Source organism: Nonomuraea purpurea (genome assembly GCF_042650645.1).
GTDB classification, from domain to species: domain Bacteria; phylum Actinomycetota; class Actinomycetes; order Streptosporangiales; family Streptosporangiaceae; genus Nonomuraea; species Nonomuraea purpurea.
The window spans coordinates 39,065-61,994 of sequence record NZ_JBHSBI010000004.1; the positions used below are offsets into that span (position 1 = coordinate 39,065).

24 protein-coding genes are annotated in these 22,930 nt (G+C 69.8%); 14 read left to right on the top strand and 10 right to left on the bottom strand.

The window, feature by feature from the left end; genetic code table 11:
- The first annotated feature begins 63 nt into the window (after positions 1–63).
- From ACFOY2_RS09040 to ACFOY2_RS09065, 6 genes are all read left to right on the top strand, one after another.
- Positions 64–777 (top strand): ABC transporter ATP-binding protein, encoded by a 714-nt coding sequence (locus ACFOY2_RS09040; RefSeq protein ID WP_379527496.1) that lies wholly within the window; start codon positions 64–66, stop codon positions 775–777.
- Positions 774–1,472 (top strand): ABC transporter permease, encoded by a 699-nt coding sequence (locus ACFOY2_RS09045; RefSeq protein WP_379527497.1) that lies wholly within the window; start codon positions 774–776, stop codon positions 1,470–1,472. The genes ACFOY2_RS09040 and ACFOY2_RS09045 overlap by 4 nt, the downstream gene beginning before the upstream one ends.
- Before the next feature lie 7 nt (positions 1,473–1,479).
- Positions 1,480–2,568, top strand: a complete 1,089-nt coding sequence (locus ACFOY2_RS09050; protein ID WP_379527498.1) for a sensor histidine kinase — start codon at positions 1,480–1,482, stop codon at positions 2,566–2,568.
- The gene (locus tag ACFOY2_RS09055) at positions 2,544–3,173 is read left to right on the top strand and encodes a response regulator (protein WP_379527499.1); all 630 of its coding nucleotides are present in this window, start codon (positions 2,544–2,546) and stop codon (positions 3,171–3,173) included. The genes ACFOY2_RS09050 and ACFOY2_RS09055 overlap by 25 nt, the downstream gene beginning before the upstream one ends.
- A 192-nt stretch (positions 3,174–3,365) precedes the next feature.
- The gene (locus ACFOY2_RS09060; protein WP_379527500.1) at positions 3,366–5,816 is read left to right on the top strand and encodes an acyltransferase domain-containing protein; all 2,451 of its coding nucleotides are present in this window, start codon (positions 3,366–3,368) and stop codon (positions 5,814–5,816) included.
- A 123-nt stretch (positions 5,817–5,939) separates the two neighbouring features.
- On the top strand, positions 5,940–6,110 hold the full coding sequence (locus ACFOY2_RS09065) for a hypothetical protein (protein ID WP_379527501.1): 171 nt from the start codon (positions 5,940–5,942) through the stop codon (positions 6,108–6,110).
- 69 nt (positions 6,111–6,179) lie between these two features.
- Here ACFOY2_RS09065 and ACFOY2_RS09070 read toward each other — a convergent pair whose 3' ends face one another.
- Together ACFOY2_RS09070 and ACFOY2_RS09075 are read right to left on the bottom strand one after the other, a co-directional pair.
- Positions 6,180–7,223, bottom strand: a complete 1,044-nt coding sequence (locus ACFOY2_RS09070; protein WP_379527502.1) for a sporulation protein — start codon at positions 7,221–7,223, stop codon at positions 6,180–6,182.
- 213 nt (positions 7,224–7,436) lie between these two features.
- Positions 7,437–8,579: an acyltransferase family protein gene (locus ACFOY2_RS09075; RefSeq protein WP_379527503.1), complete on the bottom strand. Its 1,143-nt coding sequence runs from the start codon at positions 8,577–8,579 to the stop codon at positions 7,437–7,439.
- Positions 8,580–8,660: 81 nt separating this feature from the next.
- Here ACFOY2_RS09075 and ACFOY2_RS09080 point away from each other — a divergent pair, with 81 nt between their 5' ends.
- From ACFOY2_RS09080 to ACFOY2_RS09090, 3 genes are all read left to right on the top strand, one after another.
- Positions 8,661–9,308, top strand: a complete 648-nt coding sequence (locus ACFOY2_RS09080) for a TetR/AcrR family transcriptional regulator (protein ID WP_379527504.1) — start codon at positions 8,661–8,663, stop codon at positions 9,306–9,308.
- A gap of 249 nt (positions 9,309–9,557) precedes the next feature.
- Entirely contained in the window at positions 9,558–10,742 is a 1,185-nt protein-coding gene (locus tag ACFOY2_RS09085) for an MFS transporter (RefSeq protein ID WP_379527505.1), read from the top strand.
- A 76-nt stretch (positions 10,743–10,818) separates the two neighbouring features.
- Positions 10,819–11,982, top strand: a complete 1,164-nt coding sequence (locus tag ACFOY2_RS09090; protein WP_379527506.1) for a sensor histidine kinase — start codon at positions 10,819–10,821, stop codon at positions 11,980–11,982.
- Positions 11,983–12,001: 19 nt separating this feature from the next.
- On the opposite strand, the gene ACFOY2_RS09095 is transcribed toward ACFOY2_RS09090, so the two are convergent.
- Both ACFOY2_RS09095 and ACFOY2_RS09100 read right to left on the bottom strand, forming a co-directional pair.
- A complete protein-coding gene (locus tag ACFOY2_RS09095; protein ID WP_379527507.1) occupies positions 12,002–12,571 on the bottom strand; it encodes an OmpA family protein in 570 nt (189 codons plus the stop codon).
- Entirely contained in the window at positions 12,555–13,178 is a 624-nt protein-coding gene (locus ACFOY2_RS09100; protein ID WP_379527508.1) for a hypothetical protein, read from the bottom strand. The genes ACFOY2_RS09095 and ACFOY2_RS09100 overlap by 17 nt, the downstream gene beginning before the upstream one ends.
- A gap of 134 nt (positions 13,179–13,312) precedes the next feature.
- Between ACFOY2_RS09100 and ACFOY2_RS09105 the strand changes: the two genes are divergently transcribed.
- From ACFOY2_RS09105 to ACFOY2_RS09115, 3 genes are all read left to right on the top strand, one after another.
- Complete coding sequence (locus ACFOY2_RS09105; RefSeq protein ID WP_379527509.1) at positions 13,313–14,005, top strand: response regulator; 693 nt, start codon at positions 13,313–13,315, stop codon at positions 14,003–14,005.
- Positions 14,006–14,129: 124 nt separating this feature from the next.
- The gene (locus ACFOY2_RS09110) at positions 14,130–14,786 is read left to right on the top strand and encodes a flavin-containing monooxygenase (RefSeq protein ID WP_379527510.1); all 657 of its coding nucleotides are present in this window, start codon (positions 14,130–14,132) and stop codon (positions 14,784–14,786) included.
- Between the two features lie 43 nt (positions 14,787–14,829).
- Positions 14,830–15,051 (top strand): hypothetical protein, encoded by a 222-nt coding sequence (locus tag ACFOY2_RS09115; protein WP_379527511.1) that lies wholly within the window; start codon positions 14,830–14,832, stop codon positions 15,049–15,051.
- Here ACFOY2_RS09115 and ACFOY2_RS09120 read toward each other — a convergent pair whose 3' ends face one another.
- The 4 genes from ACFOY2_RS09120 to ACFOY2_RS09135 all read right to left on the bottom strand — a co-directional run bounded on the left by ACFOY2_RS09120 (position 15,052) and on the right by ACFOY2_RS09135 (position 18,268).
- Positions 15,052–15,660, bottom strand: coding sequence for a copper resistance protein CopC (locus tag ACFOY2_RS09120; RefSeq protein ID WP_379527512.1), 609 nt, complete (start codon positions 15,658–15,660; stop codon positions 15,052–15,054).
- Between the two features lie 59 nt (positions 15,661–15,719).
- On the bottom strand, positions 15,720–16,352 hold the full coding sequence (locus ACFOY2_RS09125) for a hypothetical protein (RefSeq protein WP_379527513.1): 633 nt from the start codon (positions 16,350–16,352) through the stop codon (positions 15,720–15,722).
- A gap of 192 nt (positions 16,353–16,544) precedes the next feature.
- Positions 16,545–17,186, bottom strand: a complete 642-nt coding sequence (locus ACFOY2_RS09130) for a response regulator (protein ID WP_379527514.1) — start codon at positions 17,184–17,186, stop codon at positions 16,545–16,547.
- Positions 17,183–18,268, bottom strand: a complete 1,086-nt coding sequence (locus ACFOY2_RS09135; protein WP_379527515.1) for a sensor histidine kinase — start codon at positions 18,266–18,268, stop codon at positions 17,183–17,185. The genes ACFOY2_RS09130 and ACFOY2_RS09135 overlap by 4 nt, the downstream gene beginning before the upstream one ends.
- Before the next feature lie 154 nt (positions 18,269–18,422).
- On the opposite strand from ACFOY2_RS09135, the gene ACFOY2_RS09140 reads away from it, so the two are divergent.
- Positions 18,423–19,163 (top strand): CPBP family intramembrane glutamic endopeptidase, encoded by a 741-nt coding sequence (locus ACFOY2_RS09140; protein ID WP_379527516.1) that lies wholly within the window; start codon positions 18,423–18,425, stop codon positions 19,161–19,163.
- 9 nt (positions 19,164–19,172) lie between these two features.
- Here ACFOY2_RS09140 and ACFOY2_RS09145 read toward each other — a convergent pair whose 3' ends face one another.
- The gene (locus tag ACFOY2_RS09145) at positions 19,173–20,066 is read right to left on the bottom strand and encodes a DMT family transporter (protein ID WP_379527517.1); all 894 of its coding nucleotides are present in this window, start codon (positions 20,064–20,066) and stop codon (positions 19,173–19,175) included.
- A gap of 70 nt (positions 20,067–20,136) precedes the next feature.
- Between ACFOY2_RS09145 and ACFOY2_RS09150 the strand changes: the two genes are divergently transcribed.
- Entirely contained in the window at positions 20,137–20,736 is a 600-nt protein-coding gene (locus ACFOY2_RS09150) for a TetR/AcrR family transcriptional regulator (protein WP_379527518.1), read from the top strand.
- Between the two features lie 579 nt (positions 20,737–21,315).
- On the opposite strand, the gene ACFOY2_RS09155 is transcribed toward ACFOY2_RS09150, so the two are convergent.
- A complete protein-coding gene (locus ACFOY2_RS09155; protein ID WP_379527519.1) occupies positions 21,316–22,632 on the bottom strand; it encodes a cellulose binding domain-containing protein in 1,317 nt (438 codons plus the stop codon).
- Positions 22,633–22,930 lie beyond the last annotated feature (298 nt).

The window sequence follows — 22,930 nt, forward strand, 5'->3', positions numbered from 1 at the left end:
GAGGATGCCGCGCGCACGATCGGGCGATGCCGGGCGCGCAGGTGCCCGAACAGACTCGCAGGCATGACAGCGATCGAGGTCACGGACCTCCGAAAGAGCTATGGCCCGACGCGGGCGGTGGACGGGGTGTCGTTCACGGTCGCGAAGGGCGAGACGTTCGGCGTCGTCGGCCACAACGGCGCCGGAAAGACCACCACGGTCGAATGCCTGGTCGGGCTGCGCAGGCCCGACTCCGGATCGGTGCGGGTGTTCGGGGAGGACCCCGTGCGCCGCCGCCGCGTCCTCGCCCAGCGGATCGGCGTGCAGTTGCAGGAGAGCGAGCTGCCTGACCGGCTGCGGGTCGGCGAGGCCATGCGGCTGTTCGCGGCGTTCTACGAGCGTCCGGACGACTGGCGGGCGGTGATGGACCGCTGGGGTCTGGCGTCCATCGCGCGCAAGGCGTACGGGGACCTGTCCGGCGGGCAGAAGCAGCGGCTCAAGCTGGGCATGGCCATGCTCGGCAGGCCCGAGCTGGTCGTGCTGGACGAGCTGACCACCGGTCTCGACCCGGTCGCGCGCCGCGAGACCTGGACGCTCATCGGCGACCTCAAGGCGTCCGGGACCACGGTCGTGCTGGTCAGCCACTACATGGACGAGGCCGAGGAGTTGTGCGACCGGGTCGCCGTGTTCAGCCGCGGCACCGTGGCCGCCCTCGCCGGCCCGCGCGAGCTGGTCGACATCACCGGCACGAGCAGCCTGGAGCAGGCGTACTTCGCGCTGATCGGGGAGGCGCGATGAAGGCGTTCACGCAGTTGTCGCTGGCCGAGCTCAAGCTGCTGGCCCGCGATCCCGGCAGCCTGTTCTTCATGGTCGCCTTCCCGATGATGCTGCTCGTGCTGAACAGCGGCAGCCGGCACCTGGAACGCTTCGTGCCCGGCTATCTGGCGATGATCCTGGCCACGGGCGGCCTGGCGGCGCTGCCCGGGATCTTGGCGACGTACCGGGAACGCAAGGTGCTGCGCCGTCTGGCCACCACCCCGGTCTCCCCGTTCGTCCTGCTCGCCGGCCAGATCGTGGCGCAGCTCGCGATGGCGCTGGCCGGCACCGTGATCGTGGTCGGCGTCGGGGTGCTGGGGTTCGGCGTGGACCTGCCCGCGCACCCGCTCCGGCTGGCATTGGCCTTCACCCTGTGCGCGCTGATGTGCTACGCCATCGGCTTCGTCATCGCGGCGCTCGCCCCACGCGGCCGGGTCGCGGATCTGATGGGATTGCTCGTCATGTTCCCGATGATCTTCCTCGCCGGGGCCGCGTTCCCCCGTGAGGGGCTGCCGGAGGCGATCCGGCGCATCGGCGACTACCTGCCGCTCACCCAGGGCGTCATCGCGCTGCGGGAAAGCTGGTTCGGCACCCCGTCGGCAGCGCCCCTGCTGATTCTCTCGGTGATAATCGTCCTCGGGACCGCGGCGGCGGTCGCGCTGTTCCGCTGGGAGTGAGGAGCCGATGACCGAGGCGGGCTGGATCAGGACCTTCCACCTGATGTTCTACGCCTGCCTGGCGATGACGGCCACGACCTCGGTCTTGACCGGTGGAGCCGATCCCGTCCGGCTCGGGGTCAGCGCGCTGATGGCCGGCTGGTACACCTTCTTCGTCGTGCGCCGGCCCGCGCTCTTCGAGCGGCTCAACCCCATGGGCTGGCACCTGCTGGTGCTGATCGCGTTGCTGTGTGTGCTGGTCAGCCTGGACTCGGTCTACCAGATGATGTTGTTCGGCATGGTCGCCCTGCCGTACGTGCTGCTGCCCGAGCGGTGGGGCTACGCGGGCGCGGTACTGCTCGTCCTTGTGATCACAGGCGCGACGGGAGCGTTCGCCAGGATCCTGCAGGATCCGTCGGTGTTCGGTTACGTGGCGGGCAACATCGCGATGGTGCTCCTCATGGGGGCGTTCACGCACCGGCTGGTCAAGGAGGGCGAGCAGAGCCGCGTGGTGGGCGTCCTGGAGGAACGCGCCCGGCTGGCCAGGGAGATCCACGACACGCTCGCCCAGGGCTTCAGCGGCATCGTCGCCCAGCTCGAGGCCGCCGAGCACCGCATCGACGACCCGCATGCCGTGCGTGAGCGGATCGCGCTGGCCAAGCGGCTGGCCCGTGACAGCCTCAACGAGGCCAGGCGCTCGGTCGAGGCCCTGCGGCCCGAGCCGCTGGAACGCGCGGCCCTGCCCGAGGCGCTCGCCGCCGTCGCGGAGCGCTGGAGCGCCGCCACCGGCGTGCCCGTCACCGTCTCCGTGGACGGGGTGCCCCGCAGGCTGGCGGCCGAGGCCGAGACGACCGTGCTACGGGCGGCCCAGGAGGCACTGGCCAACGTAGCCAGGCACGCGAAGGCGGACAAGGCGGCGCTGACGCTGTCGTACATGGAGGACGAGGTAACGCTCGACGTCCTCGACGACGGGACGGGCTTCCAGCCTGCCGCCACCGGCGGCGGCTACGGGCTGATCGCGATGCGCGAGCGGGCGTCGCGGTCCGGAGGTACGGTGACCGTGGAATCGGCACCGGGGGAAGGGACGGCGTTGTGCCTGAGCATCCCCTGCGCCTGATGATCGTCGACGATCACCCGGTGGTGCGCAACGGGCTGCGCGGCATGTTCGACGGGTTGCCCGACATCGTGGTCGTGGCGGAGGCGGCCGACGGGCACGAGGCGCTCACCCAGGCCCGCTCCGCCCGTCCTGACGTGGTGCTGATGGACCTGCGCATGCCGGGGCTCGACGGGGTGGGCGCCATCGAGCGGCTGCGCGCCGGGCATCCGGAGGTCCGGGTCATCGTGCTCACCACGTACGACGGCGACGCCGACGTCTCGCGGGCCCTGGCGGCGGGCGTGGCGGGCTATCTGCTCAAGGACGCGCCGCGCGAAGAGTTGCACGCCGCCGTGCGCATGGCGGCGGCGGGTGGGCGGATCTTCGCCTCCAAGATCACCTCACAGCTCGTCGAACGTCTGGGGCCCGCGCCCAAAGCCGCTCCCACCCCGCGCGAGCTGGAGGTGCTCAGGCTCATCGCGCGCGGGGCAGCGAACAAGGAGGTGGCGCGGGCCCTGCTGATCAGCGAGACCACTGTCAAGACGCACCTCAAGCACGTCTTCGCCAAGCTGGGCGTGGACAACCGGGCGGCGGCCGTGGTCGTCGCGATGGAGCGGCGGCTCATCTGAGCCCACCATCAGCAGTGCGTGCATGTAGGTGATGTGACGGTTTCTCACCCGATAGGGCTACGTAACGGATCGAAACGACTACATACTGTGTGTGCGCGGTATCAGTGGAACGGCCGAATCGGCCGGTGATGAGGTGCGGCGGATCGGCCGTTCCTCATGTCCTTTGCCGTGTGACCCTTCGAAAGGGACTGCATGCACAGCAGAGTCGTCGCGGTTTTCCCAGGCAGCGTAGCCATTCCACCAGGCGGGGTGCTGGCCGGCGTGGGCCGCCGGCACCCCGGGATCAGGGCCGTTCTGGCCGACATCGACGCGGTCTCCGCCGGACTCGGCGTCTCCCCCGTCGGCTCCTACCTGCTGGCGCCGGGCATGACACGCCCGCACGGTCCGGAAGGCCACTACCTGGCCCTGATGGGCGTGTCGCTGGCCGTCTTCCACGGCCTGCTGCGGGAGGGGGTGCAGCCGTATGCCCTGGTGGGCCAGGGCATCGGAGAGTTATGGGCGCTGGTGTCGTCCGGCGCTCTGAGCGTGCGCGACGGCGCGCGCATCGCCTGCGCGCGCAGCCGGGCGCTGACCAAGCTGAGCTGGAACGGGGCCATGATGCCCGTCAACGTGGGCGCGGTACGAGCGCAGCGCCTGGTCGAACTCCTCGACCATCCCGACCTGGTCGTGGGCCGCGTCGACACCCCGCAGCAGTGCGTGCTGTCAGGGCCGAGGAACGTCATGCCGCTGGCGGCGCGGCTGGCCGGGCAACTGGGCTGGACGGGCACGATGGCGGAGGTCCTGCACCCCGCCCACAATCCCGCGCTCGCGCCCGCGGCCGTCGAACTGGTCAACTCCCTGGACGGGATCGCGGCGTCGGTGGCGCGCTGGCCGGTCTTCTCCCCGACGTTGCGCCGCCTGGTCACCCGGGACGACGACCCGGTCGCGATGACCGCCGACGCCATGGTGGTCGCCGTCCACTTCCACGAGGCCATCACCGCCCTGGCCGGCCGGGACGCGGACGTCTTCCTGGAGTGCGGGGCGCGCGAGGACGTGGCCGGGCTGGTCCGGGCGAACGTCCCGTCCGCGACGGTGCTCTGCCCCGTGGCCGCGGGCGAATGGCAGCCGGTCGGGAACCTCGGCAGGACGGCCGGGCAGGGTGAGACCGACGACCCGGGCCTGCACGATCTCGGCCAGGTGATGCGGCTGCAGCTCACCCCCGCGCCCGCGCCGCCGGCCGTCCCCGCGCTCGAACTGCCGCCCCAGACGCTGCTGCTGTGCGGCAGATCCGACGCCGAGGCGCTGCGCGCGCTGGTCAGCGGCCGTGCCGACGTGCACGTCGGCTGTGTCGACACCCTCGACTGGACGTGGTTACCCCTCACCCCTGAGCACTTACGGGTGCTGGCCAGGCCGGGCCAGGACGCCGAGTTCGTGCACGAGGCGATGTTCGCCGCGGCCGTCCGCTTCCCTCATCTGCGCAGCATCGCGGCGCTGGTCATGGACGCGGTGCGCGACGAGGTGCCCGACCCGGTGGCGGGCCTGTTCACCGGCGCGATCCGGCCGCTGGCCGCCGAACTGGACGACTGCGCCTGCGTCGGCGTCGCCGTCGGCGGTCTCGACCTGGTCGAGGCGCTCGGCGTGCTGGCGGCCGAGCTCAACGCCGCGCCGCCGCTGCTGAGCGCCTTCTACCAGGGGCCGAGGCGGCTGCTGTACGAACTGCGCCGGGCCCGTCCCACCCCCGGTACGCTCCCCCTCGACGGCGATTCGGTGGTCGTGGCCACCGGCGGCGGACGCGGCGTCACGGCAAGTATCCTGCTCGCCCTCGCCCAGCAGGCCCGCCCGCGGATCCACGTCCTCGGCCGCACGCCGCTGCCTCCCGAGGAGGTGACCGACCTGCCAGGCCGCGCCCACTACGTCCGCGCCCACCTGGACGAGCACGCCAGCGTCAAAGATGCCGAGGCCGCCTACGACCTGCTGGAACGCGGCCTGCAGGTCCGTGCCACCCTCGCCCGGCTCGAACGGTACTGCGGGGCCGGCCGGGTGCACTACCGGCGCTGCGACATCACCGACGCCGCCCAACTCGGCAACGCGCTGGCCGGCGTCGAACGCGTCGACCTGCTGCTGCACGCCGCCACGGAACTCCGTCCCGCCTCGCCGCTGGCGACGGATCTGGAGGCGTTCCGGCTGGTCCGTGACGTGAAGGTACGCGGCTACCGCAACCTGAAAGCGGTCCTCGTCGACCGGCCGCCGCGCATCTGGTGCAACTTCGCCTCGATGGGCATGCTCGCCACCCTTCCCGGCGACGGCGACTACCAGGCCGCCAACGACTACCTCACCTGCGCCGGCCGCCACGCCGCCGAGTCAGGCGCCCAGGAGTTCGCCATCCTGTGGTCGGCCTGCTCCCAGAAAACCCTCGATCGGGAGTGGAACGCCTCTATCACGCCCGACGAGGGCGTACGGCAGTTCCTGCACGCGCTCACCCACTACCGCGACCACCCCGTCGTGGTCTTCCTGCGCGCCTCAGAACGCCAGGCCCTGGCCGCCCTCCCCCACAGCGGCGGCCCCCTGCGCGGGCTCCAGCTCACCCCGGACGGCACGGGAGGAACGGGAGTGCGCTGGTTGTCGTTCGCCAACCCACCGCTGAATTGCCGGGGGCGGTCATGACCGCATGGCGTGGCTTCCGTCACCTGGTGGACGCGCCGTTCGCCGCCGCGGACAGGCCCGCAAGGACCTGTCCCTCCGAGACGCTGTCACCCTCCTCGACCAAGATCGGAACGGGTGGGTGGCGTGCTCGAACACTGGGCCGAACTGGCTGATCATCGGGTGCTGGCCGTGGACCCGGAGTCGCTGGCGACACCCAACGGCGCAGAGCCATGGCCCTGGATCCCCGGGGTCACGGCGCTCGGCGCAAGCCCGGATCTGCGCCGGCAGCCCTCGATCATGGAGTCACGGTCATGACGCGGCGGGTGCCCGCTGACCAGACCATGAGAGCCTGGCCAGCGGGTCATTCACCGGGCCTGCGTGCTATCAGTCGTCGCCCTCCTCCTCGTCCCCCTCGAAGATCTCTTCGGCGATCTCGCCGGCCACGTACCCTCCGACCAGGCCGGCGGCGCCGGCTGCGGCGACCGCGCCCCAGCCGGGGCCGCTGCGCTGCTGGTCGTGGTGGCCCGGGTGGCCGTGGTGGTCGCCGTATTGCCCGGGGTGGCCGTGGTGGTCGCCGTAATGTCCGGGGTGGCCGTGCTGGTCGCCGTAGTGGCCCGGGCCGCCGTAGCCGTAGGGCTGGGGTTGGCCGAAGCCGCCGTGACCGTACTGGGTGAGCCCGGTCAGCCAGCGGTCGATCTCGCTCGGCCAGTCGGTACGCATCGCGTCGTCGTGGCTGATCGTGAAGCGCCCGATGGCGTCGCCGGAGTAGCGGCTGGCCCGCTTGTCGGCCTCGATGATCACTTCGAGCCCGTGCGGGCTGGCGACGAAGGTCAGCTCGACCTCTCCCACGAGTCCGTGGTGGTGGGAGGGCGGGTAGAACTCGATCTCCTGGTAGAACGGCAGGTCCTGGTGGACCCCGTACAGGTGGCCGGTCTCCAGATCGGCGGACTTGAAGTGGAAGCCGAGCTGCAGGAACGCCTGCAGGATGCGCAACTGCGAGGCAAGCGGCTCGATGGCGACCATGTCCAGGTCGCCCTTGTCGACCGCCTTGGCGATGGCCAGCTCGGTGCGCACGCCCAGGGCCATGCCGGTCAGGTGCTGGCCGCCGATCTCGCTGATCGGCGTCTCCCAGGGCACGGGGATCTGGAAGGGGATGGAACGTTCCTCACCTGCCCGCAGCGTGAACGGCCCGGAGACCTGCGCCCGCGAGAACTCTCCGACCCCGGCGCCCTCACCGCCGCCGTGCTCGATCTCCACCCGGGCCACCAGGCCGAGGGTGATGTGCTCGATGTCGGCGTCGTAGTCGCCGCCCTTGAGTCGTACGTCGCCGGTCAGCATGCTGCCCGGCTGGGTCCGAGGGGTGGCCAGGACGGTGTCCACCGAGGGGGCGCCCACACCGAACGCGCCCAGCATCCGTTTGAAGACCACGGCTTCAGTTCTCCCTGTCGAGTCGTGTAAGTGGCTGGTTCGCCGCCCGCTAAACGATCAACAAGGGCGCCCAGGTTCCGGCAGCAAGCAAAAACCCACCTGGCGGCCAGCTTTCCCGGAACCGCACCCCCCGAAGATCACCCGAAACCGGATCTTCCACCCGATAACCACCCCGACGACGATCACATCCGAACGCCGAGTGCGAAGAAAGTACTAGCTCGGGCCGGCAGCGCCGCCTGCTGAGCCGGACCCGACGACGGCGGGCGGCTTCCGGCGGCCAAGGCCAAGGGCGAATCTGGTGGGTCCCCAGCGCCGCACGACCTCGTAGGTGGTCAGGCTCAGCGCGAACGACACGACCATGATCAGCACGTACGGCACGGTCCCGGCGTCGGCGTGCTCCAGGACGTAGAAGCCTGCGGCGACCAGGAACGTCTGGTGCAGGACGTACATGGGGAAGGCCGCCTCGTTGCAGTACGCCACCACCTTCGACCCGCCGTTGAGGTGCCGCCTGCCATACCCGAGCATGGCCAGCAACGCCGTCCAGCAGGCGAGGTCGCGCACGGCTGTGGCCGGCAGGCTCTCCTGGCCGCCGAGCAGAAGGACCCCCGCGGCCCCGCAGATGGCCGGCGCCAGAAACAGCGCGCGCCTCCGCTCGATCATGCCCATGATCGCGTCGTCGGTGGCGATGAGAAAGCCCAGCATGAAGTAGGCGGCGAAGACGAAGATGTTCTTCCCGCCCACCTCAGGCAGGTACGACAGCGCGGTCAGCAGCACGACCGGCAGCAGCGCGGGCAAGGGCCGCCGCAGCCAGCCCGGCGTGTACCCGCGCCTGGCCAGAGCCAGCATCGGCCGTACGAGGGCGGCGGAGATGAGGAAGAGGAACAGAATGAACCACAGATGCGCCGGCGAGATCCCGCCCTCGTACTCCGACCAGTCGGAGAAGTCGGTGAAGTACCGCCACAGGAAGTCAGCGTAGGAGCCCTCGTAGCCCCGGTGGAACCGCATGGCGTAGTACGCCTGCGGCGGCACGACGACCAGCACGCCGAACAGCAGCGGCACCAGCAGCCTGGACACCCGCTCGCTGACGTAGCGTCCCGCCGACCTGCGCTTGAGCGCGTAGAAGCTGGCCGAGCCGGCCAGCAGGAACAGTAACGGCATGAACCAGTAGGACAGCTGCACCAGCACGGTGGCGAACGCGTTCACCTCGCCCTTCACGTAGAACGAGGCGCCCTCGTCGAACACCCGCGCCGTGTGATACGGGAACAGGAACAGGATGCCCAGATTGCGTAACCAGTCGATGTAGTTCTTGCGCGCACCGCTTCGCCTGGACGTCGTCGCTGTTGTCGCCGTTGTCAAAGGTGCCTCCGATACCGAAAGGTGATCAAGCCACGTCGTACGATACCGAAAGTATTGAGTACTTTCGGTATCGTATGAGGCGTGAACGGCGACCAGCAGAGAAACCCGAACCGGCGCCTGCTGCGCGCGGAGGTGCGCCGCCGGCTACTGGCCGAGGCGAGGCGGGTGTTCGCCGAACACGGCTACGCCGACGCCCGCATCGAGGACATCGCGGTCGGCGCCGGCTTCACCAAGGGGGCCATCTACTCGAATTTCGGCGGCAAGCAGGAACTGTTCGGCGCCATCCTCAGCGACAGCGCCGAGACGGAAATGGCCGCCGTGCGGAACGAGATCCGCGACATCGACGACCTGCCTACGATGATCGGCCGGGTGGTGTCACTGGTCACCCGGCGGGTCGTGGAAGACGGCGGCCGCGGGCACCTCGGTCTGGAGTTCGCGGCCCGCGCGGCCCGCGACGAGGACACCAGGAGGATCCTTGCCCCGATGCGCCGCGACCAGCGCGAAGGGGCCGCCCGCTCGATCGCCGAAGTCGCCGAGCGTACCGGTGTGCGCCCCGTCGTCGATCTCGACCAGGCCGCGCTCATCCTGCACTGCCTGACCAACGGCCTGGTCAACGAGCATGTGGCGGATCCCGAGGCGGTCGACGCCGAGGCTGTCGAACGAGCGCTGACCACCGTACTGACCTGCCTGCTGCCACTCCCGCCGAGCAACGACCCAGCATGCTCCTGACCACAAAACGTGCTACTCCGTGGGAGACAAGTCCCTGAGGTTCCTCGAAGATCGTGCCGCCGCGGGGCCTCAGGGTTAACCCTCTGGTGATCGTCCGCCCCCGCGCCGAGGATGGTCACGACCGTCGATCGAGGGGGGTGACCACCATGACGCGCGGCTGGAGCTGGCAATAAGCGTTTCCTGTCCGCTGACAGGCTCCGGCGGCTCGCCGAGGCGGGCCGCCTCTTCATTCCCCGAAAGCCCCGCAGAGTGCTACAGACAGCTACGTTCCGCCAGGTCTTCTCCTCACGTGAGTACCGTGCGATCTGGTCGGCGACCGTTCTCTCGGACGTCGGCGACCAACTCGCCCGGGTCGCCGTGGCCGTGATCGCCTACGAGCGGACGTCGTCGGCCGCGATCACCGCCGTCACCTACGCGCTCACGTTCGTGCCCGCGCTGATCGGCGGCCCGCTGCTCGGCGGCCTGGCCGACCGCTTCCCGCGCCGGGAGGTCATGTTCGGCTGCGACCTGGCCAGGGCCGTGCTCGCCGCTCTGATGGCGCTGCCCTCGATGCCGTTCGGCGTGCTGTGCGCGCTGCTGTTCGCCGTTCACCTGCTGGAAGCCCCGGTCAGGGCCGCCTACAGCTCGGTGCTGCCGCAGGTGTTCGCCGACGACCGTTACGTGACCGGGTTGTCGGCGTTGCAGATGGCCTCCCAGCTCACCCGGGTGCTCGGGTTCACCGTCGGCGGGATCGCCGTCGCGTTCATCCAGCCCACGACGGCGCTGCTGGTGGACGCGGGCACGTTCGTCGTCGCCGCGCTGATCGTCCGCTGGGGGCTCGCGGCCAGGCCCGTCCCCGAACGCCCGCAGGGCGCGCCGGCGCGTTCCGTCCTGGCGACCGGGCGCCTGATCGCCGCCGACAGACGGCTCCGCCTGCTGGTGTGCGCGGCCTGGCTGGCCGGTTTCTACGTCGTGCCGCAGGCCCTGGCCGTCCCGTACGCGGACGGGCTCGGCGCGGGAAGCGCGGCGGCGGGCCTGCTGATGGCCGCGGCGCCGCTCGGAACCGTGGCCGGGGTGACGGTCTTCGGCCGGTTCTGCACGCCCGCCCTGCGGCTGACGCTGCTCGGCCCGCTGGCCGTGCTCACCAGCGTGCCCCTGGTGTTGGCCGCCTTCCAGCCCGGCCTGGTGGGCTCGATCGTCCTGTGGGTGCTGATCGGCCTCTTCTCGGCCTACCAGGTCACGGCGAACGGCGAGTTCGTCAGGGCGGTGCCCGATCACCTGCGTGGTCAGGCGGTCGGGCTGGCGGGTTCGGGGCTCATCGCGGCCCAGGGCATCGGGATCGCGCTGGGCGGCGTGCTCGCAGAACAGAGCGATCCGGCGACCGCCATCGCCGTCTTCGGAGTCGCCGGTGTCCTGGCCGGAGTGCCGATCGCGGTGGCTTGGCGTTCACGCTGACCCTTTTTACCTCTCTTTACGGCGGATTTCGCTCTCATTGGCACCCGGAGCGAAACCATCGAGGGGGAAACGACCGTTGGGTCACCGGACGAAGCTCGCAGTCGGCGTTCTCGCCGCACTGGCCAGTGCGGGATACCTCGGCCTGGCCGGGTGGACCGGCGGCGCTGCGCGGGACATGACCTGGGGGCTCTCCCAAATACCCGGCCATCTCTGGCTGAGCTGGGCGTACGTCGGCGTGGGACTGACGGTGTGGGCGCGGCGTCCACGGTCCGCCATCGGATGGCTGACCGTGGCCATCGGGTTCACCTGGCTGGCGCACGTCTTCGACTGGGTGGACCAGCCCGTGCCGGCCGCGCTCGCCGACCTGGCCCCGACCCTGCTGCTGGCGCTGTTCGCCTGTCTCGTCGTCGCCTTCCGCAGGCAGAGCACGGCGCTTTCCCTCACGATGGTGACCCTGGCGATCGGGTTAGCCGTCTGGGCGAGCCACGAACTCCTCACGGTGGGCGCGTTGACGTCCCTGCCGGGGTACGCGGCGCTGTTCCCCGCGGTCGCGGTGTGGCCGGTCGAGGTGCTCCTCTGGCTCGCCCGCACGCCCCGGTCGCCGGCCGCCGACCTGCGGTTCGAGCACGACATCGCAACGGCCAAGGCCGAGATCGTCGAGGCGATGGACGCGGTGCGGCGCAGCGCGGAGCGCGACCTGCACGACGGCGTGCAGCAGCGCCTGGTGAACCTGGGCGTTTCTCTGAGCCTGGCCCAGACGCAACTCGCCGCGTCACCCGAGGCGCGCGCCGCCCTGGACCGCGCGGTGAGGGACCTTGACGACGCGCTTCGCGAGCTGCGCGAGCTGGCCGCCGGCATCTATCCGGCGATCCTTGGCGATGCCGGGCTCGGTCCCGCGCTGGAGTCGATGGCCGATCGGTCCGCCGTCCCCGTCGAGCTGACCGGGGTGCCGGGGCGGCGGTTGCCGCCCCGGATCGAGGAGACCGCCTACTTCCTCGTCTCCGAGGCCGTCACCAACGCCGTCAAGCACGCCCGCGCCGAGCGGATCGCGGTCGAGCTGCGCGACACGGGCGACCGGCTGAGCCTGACCGTACGCGACGACGGCGTCGGCGGCGCCGACCCCTGCGGCGGCGGCCTGCGGGGGCTCTCTCACCGGGCCGCCGCCGTGGGCGGCGAGCTCCGCGTCGAAAGCCTGGCGGGCGCGGGCACCCGCGTGACGGCGCTGCTCCCCGCCCATTGAGGGCGCCGGCCGGAATCCGTCAGCCCGCGTTGTAGACGATCTCGACCCGGCGGTTGAGCGCCCGGTTCTTCTCGCTGGGCCGGTTGTCGATCAGGTTGGGCACCCGGGGCTTGTCCTCTCCGTACCCCGTGGCCTCGAACGTGACGGACTTGCCCGCGAGCAGTTCGGCCAGCACGGCGCGCACGGCCTCGGCGCGGCGCTTGGACAGGCGCAGGTTGTAGGCCTTCTCGCCCTGGTCGTCCGTGTGGCCGACGATCTTGATGACCCCGCCCGCCGACTCCTTCTCGATCTTCTCGGCCACGTCCGCCAGCCTGGCCTCGGCCTTCGCGGTGACGTCGGCCTTGTCCAGGGCGAACAGCACGTCGCTGGTCAGGGTGACGGTGACGGTCTTGTCCTCGCGGGTCTCGCTCTCCGAGGCGTCCAGCGACTCCACTGTCAGCCTGATCGTGTCCACGGGAAACCTGATGGTGTCCACGGGGAAGACACCCTCCGGGTCCGGAGCAGGCGTCGCCTGTGCCGGTTGGCCGACGGCGAGTGCCAGGGTCAGCACGGCCGCGAGACCGCGTCCCAGCTCAGGAAATCGGGACATCGCTCAAGATTCCGAATACCGGCAGCTCGATGTTGACCTTGGTCACGTCCGGCGGCGGCGCGGCGAAGGTGGCGTACAGGCTGTAGCTCTTGCCTGGCTCGATGGCCAGGCCGCCGCTGACGGCCGAGCACAGGCAGCGGTTGTTGCCGGTGCGGCCGGGCCGGTAGCGCTTGGCGTTGCCGGCGTCGATCAGGGAGATGCCGCCCACGGTGTTGTCGACCGGGGATTCGCCCATGTCATTGTTGATCCGCCAGCTCGCACCCTTCTCGTGGGTGATGGTGAAGTTCAGGGTGGTGACCTTGCCGCTCCGCTGGAGCTTGGTGATGGCCACGGTCATCGTGCTCCCGCGCACGTCGAACTGCTGGGAGGCGACCGGGCCAGGCGAGAGCTGCTGCGCAGACGTCTGAGCGGTCTCGGTGGGCTGCTGCGGAGCAGCCGGGGGCGCGGTCGTCGGGGTTTCCTGGGGGACGTCGGCGGTCGAAGCCTCCGCCTGAGCGCCCGTTTCGCTCTCGCCACCGCCGCCGCTGGGCAGGCCGGTCGCGCCGCAGGCCACGAGGGCGAGCGCGAGGGCCGGCGCCCCGGCCAGGGCGCTGAGCTTCTTTCTCATCAGGAAAATCCTCATTCGTTGCGGCACGCGGGATGATTCCATCGTTCCGGGCGACCGCAAGCACGGCCATGGGGTTATCCCTACTTCGGGCGACGCGCACGCCGGGGGGCGGTGTGGACCATAGAGTTGACCTTGTGTCAGGGCAGCTCATGGAAGGCCGGAAGTGCATGCGGGTGATGGTCGCCGACGACTCGCTGCTGTTCCGTGAAGGACTGGCCCGGCTGCTCACCGAACGCGGATTCGACGTCATCGGGCTGGCCTGCGACGCCGCGTGGCTGACGAGCCTGGTCCGGCGCGACCCTCCCGACGTGGTCGTGGTCGACATTCGCATGCCGCCCACCCACACCGCCGAGGGGATCGAGGTCGCGCGCGAGTTGCGTGCCGGGCATCCGGAGCTCGGCGTGCTCGTCCTGTCGCAGTACGTCGAGACGCACTACGCCGCCGAGTTGTTCGACGAGATGGGCGCCGCCTCCGGCGGAGGGGGCCGGGGTTACCTGCTCAAGGACCGCGTCAGCCGGCTGGACGACCTGGTGGCCGGCGTCCGCCGGGTCGGCGAGGGCGGGCTGGTGGTCGATCCCGCGCTGGTCGACGCCCTGATGCGGCGGCGGCGTACCCGCGACCCCGTCAAGGAGCTGACCGATCGGGAGCGGCAGGTCCTGGCCCTCATGGCCGAGGGCCGGACGAACACGGCCATCGCCAAGACGATGAACGTCACCGTCAAGACCGTCGAGGCCCACGTACGCAACATCTTCGACCGGCTCGACCTGGCTCTCACCGAGGACGACAACCGGCGGGTCCTCGCGGTCCTGGCGTTCCTTCGCCGCTGACACCGGAGGCGCAAAAGAGAACTCAATTGATATTTTGGGTACATCAGTGTTCCATTTCGCGGCATCGGCGTCCTCGGTCGCCCTGCTGAGCGGCGTGATCTCACGAACCCGATGGGAGAACCTGATGCGAACCCACCTCACCGCAGGCCCGCACGCGCTGAGGGCGCACGGTCGCCGGCTGGCCTCGGTGATCGTGATCGGCGGGGGCCAGTCCGGCCTGGCCATGGCGTACGCGCTGCGCGAGCACGGCTTCCGCCCCGTGATCCTGGAAGCCGGCAAGGAAGCGGTCGGGTCGTGGCCGCGCTACTACGACAGCCTGACCCTGTTCACTCCCGCGCGGATCAACTCCCTGCCCGGCCTGCCCTTCCCGGGGGATCCGCACCGCTATCCGGCCCGTGACGAGGTCGTCGACTACCTCCGGACCTACGCCGCCCGCCTGGACTGCGAGATCCGCACGCAAACGCGGGTGACGTCGGTCCTGGCGGCAGAAGAGGGGTTCGCCGTGGACACGCACGACGGGGCCCGCCATCTGGCGCCGTTCGTGGTCGCGGCCAGCGGCTCGTTCGACAAGCCGCACCGTCCCGACCTGCCCGGCCTGGCCGGCTACACCGGGACGGTGCTGCATTCCGCCGACTACCGCAACCCCGCGCCGTTCGCGGGACAGCGGGTCGTCGTCGTGGGCGCGGCGAACTCCGCCGTGCAGATCGCCGTCGAACTCGCCCGGCACGCCCGGGTCACGCTGGCCACCCGCACGCCTGCACTGGCCCGACGGCCCTGCTGAGCACGTCGACAGCGTCATCCTGGCCACCGGCTACCGCTGGGCGATGGACTACCTCCGGCCCATCGGCGCCCTGGACGCCGACGGCATTCCCCGGCACCGAGGCGGGCTGTCCACCACACACCCAGGACTGGCCGTCATGGGTGTGCAGGGGCAGTATTCGCTGTTGTCCGGCTCAATGCCGGGCACCGGGGCCGACGCCTACCACATCGCCCGTCAACTGCGCAGGCAGGCGGCCGCGCGACTGAGGTCGGCGGTCGTTTCGTGATCACTCGCTGGTGGAGGCGCCTTTGCGGCGGCCGACCACCAACACGGCCGCCCCGCCGGCGACCAGCACGGCGACGCCCGCCCAGAGCCATCCGGGCGTGCCGGAGCCGCCGCTCTGGCTGTCGGCGACGGGTGCCGCGGGCGCCTGGGTGGGCGGCTGCTCGGAGGGCGGAGCCGACGGAGGCGCGCTCGTCTCCGAGGGGGTCGCGCTCGGGCTGGGGGTGGGCTCGGCGGGCGGATCGGTCACGGTGAAGGTGATCTCGCCCTGGATGGGGTGGCCGTCGGACGAGACGACCCGCCAGGCGATCCGGTAGCGGCCCGGCTGCAGGGCGTCGACGGGACGGGTGGAGACCTTGGCGCCGTCGACGTCCGGCTTGTCGAGCGGGACCGGCTTGCCGTCCGGGCCGTCGAGCACGATGGTGGGCAGCCTCATGTTCGAGGTGAACTCCAGCTCGATCGTCTCCACCTGCTTCACCTTGGCGTTGTCGGCGGGCGAACTGGCCTTGAGACGATCGTGGGCCAGGGCGGCCGGCGAGGTCAGCAGCAGGACGAGGGCGGCGCCGGCGGTCGCGGCGAGGACACGGCGAACAGAGCGCGCGAGCGCGTTCATGGATGACTCCGAAGATTGTTGTCAGGGACGATGTCGTGACGCTGGGCCCGCGGGACACCTCAGGCGCGGGCCGAGGCAAGGACGGGCGGGCCACGGCGGGTCATGACCGGAGCCAACAGGGCCGCGACCAGGCAGGTCCGCTCCCGCCTGACGGGCACGACGCGGGGACGCCCGGCGGCATCGACCGGAGTCAGAACGGTGACCACGGCGGCGAACAGGGCCCGCAGCCCGGCCGTCCGCGCGGCGTTCAGGTGGAGCAGCATCGCCAGCGCCACCTCGCCGCGCGCCAGCCACCAGCTCGAACACATCGCCACGGCCAGATGGATGGCCGCCATGCCCGGCCCCGTGCCGTGTTCGTGCCCGTACGGCGGGCCGACGGCGGGGGCCGGGTCGGTGAAGAGCCGGTGCAGGACGTACTGCGCGGCCAGACACGCCGCCAGCAACTCCGGCCGGCCCCGCCGGCGACCGCCCAGCGCGTACGCGCCCGCCCCGATCGCGGCCACCGCCACCGGCAGCGCGCCCAGCCTGATCGGAGAACCGCCCACCAGCACGTGCAGGACGGCGGAGGCCAGAACGCAGGCGGCCGTGAACGCCGCCGCACGCAGCGCTCGGATGACGGGACCACCGGCACGCACCCCGCCATCGTGCCAGAACGCCCCGGCGCACACCACGGCGCGGACAGCAGCCGACATACGATCCCCGCTACGCACCGGGCCGCGTCACCTCACCGCCGAGCACGGACCCATCGAGGGCAGATCCTCCCACACGTACAGTCACGCCGTCCTGTGGCCGGAGATACGCAGCCCGCACTTGCGGGGTTCACCTGTGCGAAAGAATCCTGGCCGCGTCCTGAGCGTCGGGACGGCGTCACGCCCTGCGTGAAGTCAGGCCCGCCGGTCCGTCAGGCGCAGGGCGAGCTGGGTGCGATCGCGCAGGCCCAGCTTACGCAGCACGCTTGAGACGTGGTTCTTCACCGTCCCCTCGGTGATGTGCAGCCGGGCGGCGATCTCCCGGTTGGCGGCCCCGGCAGCCACCATCCGCGCCACTTCGAGCTCTCTGCCCGACAGCAGTTCCTGGCCGGAGAACGCGCCGCGCGCCGGCGTCTGGCGCAGGTTGGCGACAAGCCGGGCGGCGACCGGGCTGCTCAGCACGGTCTCGCCGCGACCGGCGCGCAGGATGGCCGCGACCAGTTCGTCGGGTGAGCAGTCCTTGAGCAGGTAGCCGACAGCGCCGCCGCGCAGCGCCCCGAAGATGTAGTCGTCCTCGTCGAACGTGCTGAGCACGATCGCCGCCACCCCCGGATGCTCGGCCGACAATCGGGTGATCAGCTCCACACCGTCCATCCGCGGCATCCTGGCGTCCACGAGCGCCACATCGGGACGGACCTCGCCGATCGACTCCAGCGCCGCCACCCCGTCGGCGGCCTCGCCCACGACCTCGACGCCTTCTTCGATCTCCAGCAGCTTCCGCAGCCCCTGCCGCATCAGCTCCTGGTCGTCGACCAGCAGCACCCGGACCGCCCTCACGACGGCAACTCCGCGCGCAGCTCGAAGCCCACGGCCAGGTTGCCGCTGATGAGCGTGCCGCCAAGCGCCTTGACCCGGTCGCTCAGCGAGCTCAGGCCGAACCCATGGCCATGGCCAAATCCCTTGCCGTCGTCGGCGACCACGAGCACGATCCTCCCCTTCTCGAACGTCAGCGTGCCGCGCACGGTCTTGGCCTCCGCATGCCGTACGGCATTGGTGAGCCCCTCCTGCAGCACCCGGTAGAGCACGAGCTCGGTATCGGGTTCCAACGGGCGTTCCGTCCCCTCCACCTCGAAGGCCACCGTGACACCCGTGCCGGAGAAGGAGTCGGCCAGTTTCTGGAGCGCGGCACTGCCCAGATCGCCGTTGAGCGCCAGCGGGCGCAGCGCGCGCACCCACCGGCGGGCGTCGGCCAGCGCCGCCTGGGTGAGATCCTTGGCCTGCCGCACCTCTTCCCAGGCCGCCTCCGGACGGCGGTCGCGGAAACGCTCGGCGTTCTCCAACCCTACTTTGATCACGGTCAGGTGGTGGCCGACCGAGTCGTGCATCTCCGCCGCGATCCTGGCGCGCTCCTCGGCGACGGTCAGCTCCCGCACCCGCTCGGCGAGTTGCCGGGCCCGTAACACCGCCGACGCCATGCCCATGGAGAAGGCGGCCAGCACCGCGGTCATTGTCAAATCGGCCAGCGCCTGGACGATCGTCCTGCCGTAGAACAGAAGAGGTACGGCGACAAGGCTCACACCGAACGCGGCGAGGATGGCGGCAGCAGTCCGCATGCCGTACACCAGGGCGAGGTTGGCCACGCCCAGGAGCATCAGAGGCACCTGTGTGCCTATCGCCCCAACCAGCCCCAGCACGAAGGTGCCCGCCAGGAAGGCGGGAGTCACCAGGAGACGGCCTTGCCCGGACCGCCACGGCAACACCAGCCACAACCCGCACAGCAACGCGACGTCGGCGAAGAACAGAACCCGGTCCCGCACGGGGTAGGGCAACATCAGGTTGATCGCGACCGTGACCCCGAGCGTCAGCCAGAACACCACGCTCAGGAGAACGGGTCGATCGGAGTCACGTAGCCATGCCATACGACAAACCTACGATTCCGCCAGGCGCCTCGTGATCCACCGAAGGTCATCATGACGTTGGTCATGGTGAGTTCTATCTCTGGCTCGATGCGCGGCGCACCCGTGCCTTCTTACTGTTCCCAGCATGAAAACTCTCTGGACCGTCCTCCTCGCCATGGTCGTCATGTTCGCCCAGGCATTCGGCGGCGCCGCTCTCCCGTCGCTGTTCCTCGACCCGACGAATCCGCTACGAGAACCCCTCGGCATGCTCGGCATCACGCTCGCCGCGCTGCTGTTCGTTTATCTGATCCGGCGATTCCTCGACCGGCGGCCATGGTCGTCACTGGGCTGGCAGAAACCGTGGCACATCCTGCCCGGCGTGCTCGCGGGTGCGCTGCCGATACTCGCCGCCCAGGGGCTCTCCCTGGCCATGGGGGCCACCTGGATGCCGGTCGACGCCTCCATGGTGCTGACCGCATTGCCACTGGGTGTCGTCATGCTTCTGCTCAATCAGGCTTTCCCGGAAGAACTGCTCTGGCGCGGCCACGTCTTCGACAGCCTTTCGCAACGACTGTCGACACGAACCGTCCTGATCATCACGTCGGCCGGGTTCGGCTCCCTGCACATCTTCTCCCAAGGCTCGGGGAGCACCGTCGTGGAGAAGTTGGTCTATGCGCTCATGGCCACTGGGATCGGTTTCGCGGCCGGGGCGGCGCGGGTGCGCAGCGGCGGAGTGTGGATGGCGGTCGGCGTGCACTTGGGCTTCCACTTGGCCTCTCGCAGCGTGCCGGTGAAGCCGGTGAACGTCAGCGTCTTGTACGTGCTGATAACGATTGGGCTCGCAGTGGCAGGAGCCGTCCTGCTCAGGGGCCAGGGCGTGATCAAAGCGCGGGCAGGCGACCGGGTGACGGTCTGAGGCGGCACGCTACCCGGCCCGCGCGCACACCTTGGTGGATGAGGTGTCGCCGCGATAGACGATGACGACCGCCGCGAGGCAGACGGTCAGGCCGAGAGCGGTCTGCGCACCGAACGGCTCGCCGAACATGAGGGCTCCCCACACTGCCGTGACCGGGGCCATCAGGAACATGAGCGTGTTGACCTTGGTGACTCCGGAGCGCCTCAGGATCAGCCAGTACAGCCCGTACCCGCCGAAGGTGGACAAGGCTATGAGCCAGGTGATCGCGGCCCAGAAGGAGAGCTCTGGGGGCGGCTTCGCGGCTCCGGCGCTCACGGCGAGCGCGGTGAAGATGACGGCACTGGTGGCGCAGTGGACGGTCATCGACACCGCGGGCGCGACCCGCGTGCGGGAGCGGCTTTCCAGGAACGTGGCCGCTACCAGTGAGAACATGCCGAGGAACGGTATGAGATAGGCCCACCAGGCCACGCCGGCGCCGGCCGCGGCGTCGGCCATGGTGACGACGGCGACGCCGCTCACCCCCAGGCACAGGCCGAGCCACTGTTTGCGTGAGACGTGATGACGCAACAACGGCCCGGCCAGTGCCCCGGCGACGAGGGGCTGCACGCCGTCGATCAGAGCTGTGGTGCCGCTGGAGACCCCGAGTTGGATCGCGTAGTAGACGGTGAGCAGGTAGCCGCTCTGCGACAGCACGCCGATGATGGCGTGCCGGGCCACGTCCCGCGCCGTGAGGCCCCGCCACGACGTTCTCGCGGCGGCGGCAAAGGCGATCAGGATGACGGCCAGCGGCAGGAACCGCCACATCAGGATCGTGACCGCGGACGCGCTCCCGGCACCGAGCTTGGCCCCGATGAACCCGGAACTCCAGCAGAGGACGAAGGCGATCGAGAGGAGGAAGTTCACCTCTCACCTCCAATATACAGATCGGTATACTCATCGCGGCTCACTATACAGATCGGTATACTGTTGGGCTATGGGGACTGCGGAGAAGCCGCGACGGATCACGATGACGCCTGGCGCGCTGCGCGTCCTGGAAGCCGCCGCGAGGCTCTTCTACGAGCACGGCATCCATGCCGTCGGCGTGGACCTGATCGCCGCCGAGGCCGGGGTGACCAAGAAAACCCTCTACGACCGGTTCGGCGCCAAGGAACAGATCGTCGTGGAGTACCTCGCGGATCGCGACGAACGCTGGCGGGCCTTCCTCGCCCAGCACCTCGACGCCGCACCGCCGGTTGCATCAGCGCGCGTCCTTGCCGTCTTCGACGCCTCACGCGCATGGTCGGAGGAGAACAGCTCCAAGGGGTGCAGCATGGTCAACGCCCACGCCGAGATCAGCGATCCGTCCCACCCGGCCTACCCGATCATCATCGGGCAGAAGCAGTGGATGCTCGCCCTGTTCACCGGCCTCGCCGAAGAAATCACCCCGGACGGGGCCGCCCATCTGGGCCGGACGCTCATGCTGCTTCACGAAGGGGCGCTCGTCGCCCACGGCCTGAACATCTTCCCCGACCCCATCAGCCACGCCCGCGAACAGGCGCAAACCCTCCTCGCCACCACCGCAGCGAAGCGCTGAGGAGACACCAGGAGACCGCTTTGCTTCCCCATCCTGAATCAGCGCGCGGCGATCGGACGTTTGATCCGTAGGTTCCGGGTTCGAGCCCCGGACGTCATTGCCGCACGGCGCTCAGCCCGATCAAGAAGCGCAATCAAGAGGAGGCCGGGGATCGGGTACCAGCCCTCACGAACCGCCTGCTCGACGCTCACACTGTCAGGCGCATAGACGCCGAGGCTCCTGACGGACATGTCGGGTGTACGCACACGTCCCTAACTCATCAACGATCCGGACAACGGCCCTCGGGCAGAGAAAGGCGGCTTATCCGATACGCTTGGGTCCCGGAATATGCGTACTCCGGCCGGTCGAAGAAAGAACCGGGAAATAGACCGGCGTGCCGCCAGAGGCAAGGATAGGGTCGGCTCATCGAATAAGGCAAGATCATGGTCAGCGACATTCCGTGAGCACAGCCGAACGGAACGTGTTTAATTCTGGGAATGCGCCCTTCCGCTCCACGTCACGGTATTTCCGAATGCAATGCGGATGACGGAAGAACGGCGCCGGGCCTCGCCATTCGACTCAGGCCCGGCGCACGTCGGCTCAGGCTCTGGTGCAGACGGTGTTGTTGAGCTTGAACTCGGCAGGCATGGCGTTCGTCCCGGTGGCGGTCGCCGAGAAGCCGAAGTTCTGGCTGGAGCCGGGGCCGATGTAACGGTTGTGGGTGGCGTCGCGGGCGGTCACCTGGGTGCCGGTCTGGACCACCGTGGCGTTCCAGGCGGTCGTGATCTGCTGGTTGCCCGACCAGGCCCAGGTCACGGTCCAGCCGTCGATGGGGGTCGTGCCGGTGTTCCTGATGGTCACGCTGCCGTTGAAGGCGCCCTCCCAGACGCCGGGGGTATAGGCGACCTCGCAGGACGTGCCCATCTTGAGCCCGCCGCGCAGGAAGGTCGCGAAGTTGGCCCAGGTGGGGTTCAGCGTGCCTGTGCCGACGCTCTCGCCGCAGTCGGTGGTGGTGCTGACGGTCTGCAAGCCGTAGTGGGCGGGGTCCATGACCTGGACCATCATGTGGTCCGCGGCGGGCACCGAGACGAACGTGGCATCACCGCACTGAGCCTTGATCCTGTTGTAGAGCAGGACGCTCTGCCCGTGCGGCACCAGGAAGTCGGCCTGGCCGTGCAGGAACATCAGCGGCGGGTCGTTGGCGTCGACGTACGTCATCGGATTGGCCTGGGCCACCGTGGCCGGGCACGTCTGGATCGGGCAGCCGACCAGGAGGGATTCCGGGGAGGCGGGAGAGTTGTGGTCCAGCCCGCCGGTCGGCAGGTTCTGCGCGTTCATCTGCAGGAAGTCGGTCGGGCTGAAGAAGGCGATCCCCACCTGCACGGCGCTGGAGACGCCGGTCGTGCCGACGGTGCCCTCCAGCGCCGCCACGCCGCCGGACAGGGTCGCCATCTCCGTCAGCCAGCCGCCGGAGGAGTCGCCCATGATCGCGAAACGATTGGGGTCGAGGTTGTACGTGGCGGCGTTCGCGCGCAGCCAGCGGATGGCCGCCTTGATGTCGTGCACCTGGGCCGGGAAGACGGCTTGGGCGCTGGACCGGACGCTGACGCCGGCCACGGCGAAGCCCAGCGGGTTGAAGATGGCCGCGATCGCGTCCGCGCCGGCCTTGCCGTCGTCACTCGTCCACGCCGAGCCCTTGTGGTAGATCAGCAACGGCCGGGGCGCGATGCCGGTGGACGGCTGGTAGAGGTCTAAGAGATGCCCCCTGCTACCGGCCGGTTGTGCGGGCGCGTAAGCGATGTCGGTGATCGCCTGCACGGCGTGGGCCGGCGGCGCGAAGGATGTCGGCACACCGACGGCGGCCAGCACGGTCATCACCACGCCGACGAGCATGGCCGTGCGGGTTCGAGCTTGCATGGTGCGACTCCGGTCAGTCGGATGATCGCCGCTTCCCCGGTGGCCGTCCGTGTCTCCTGCGACGGCGGGGCAGCCGCGACCAGCACGCCAACCGTGGCGCCTGCGAGAACGAACGTCCCGCTCGAGTGCCGTGGCTCACATCGATATGGACGGGGAGACGATATGGCACGCAAGTAACAATGGTCAAAGGTGACGCCGCATCGCGCTAACCGACCCGGAAAAGAAGCATAAAACGTACTTTATGGGCAGATATAGCGACGACAGGCTCAGATCATCCATGGCATGCACAGGCCGCCAG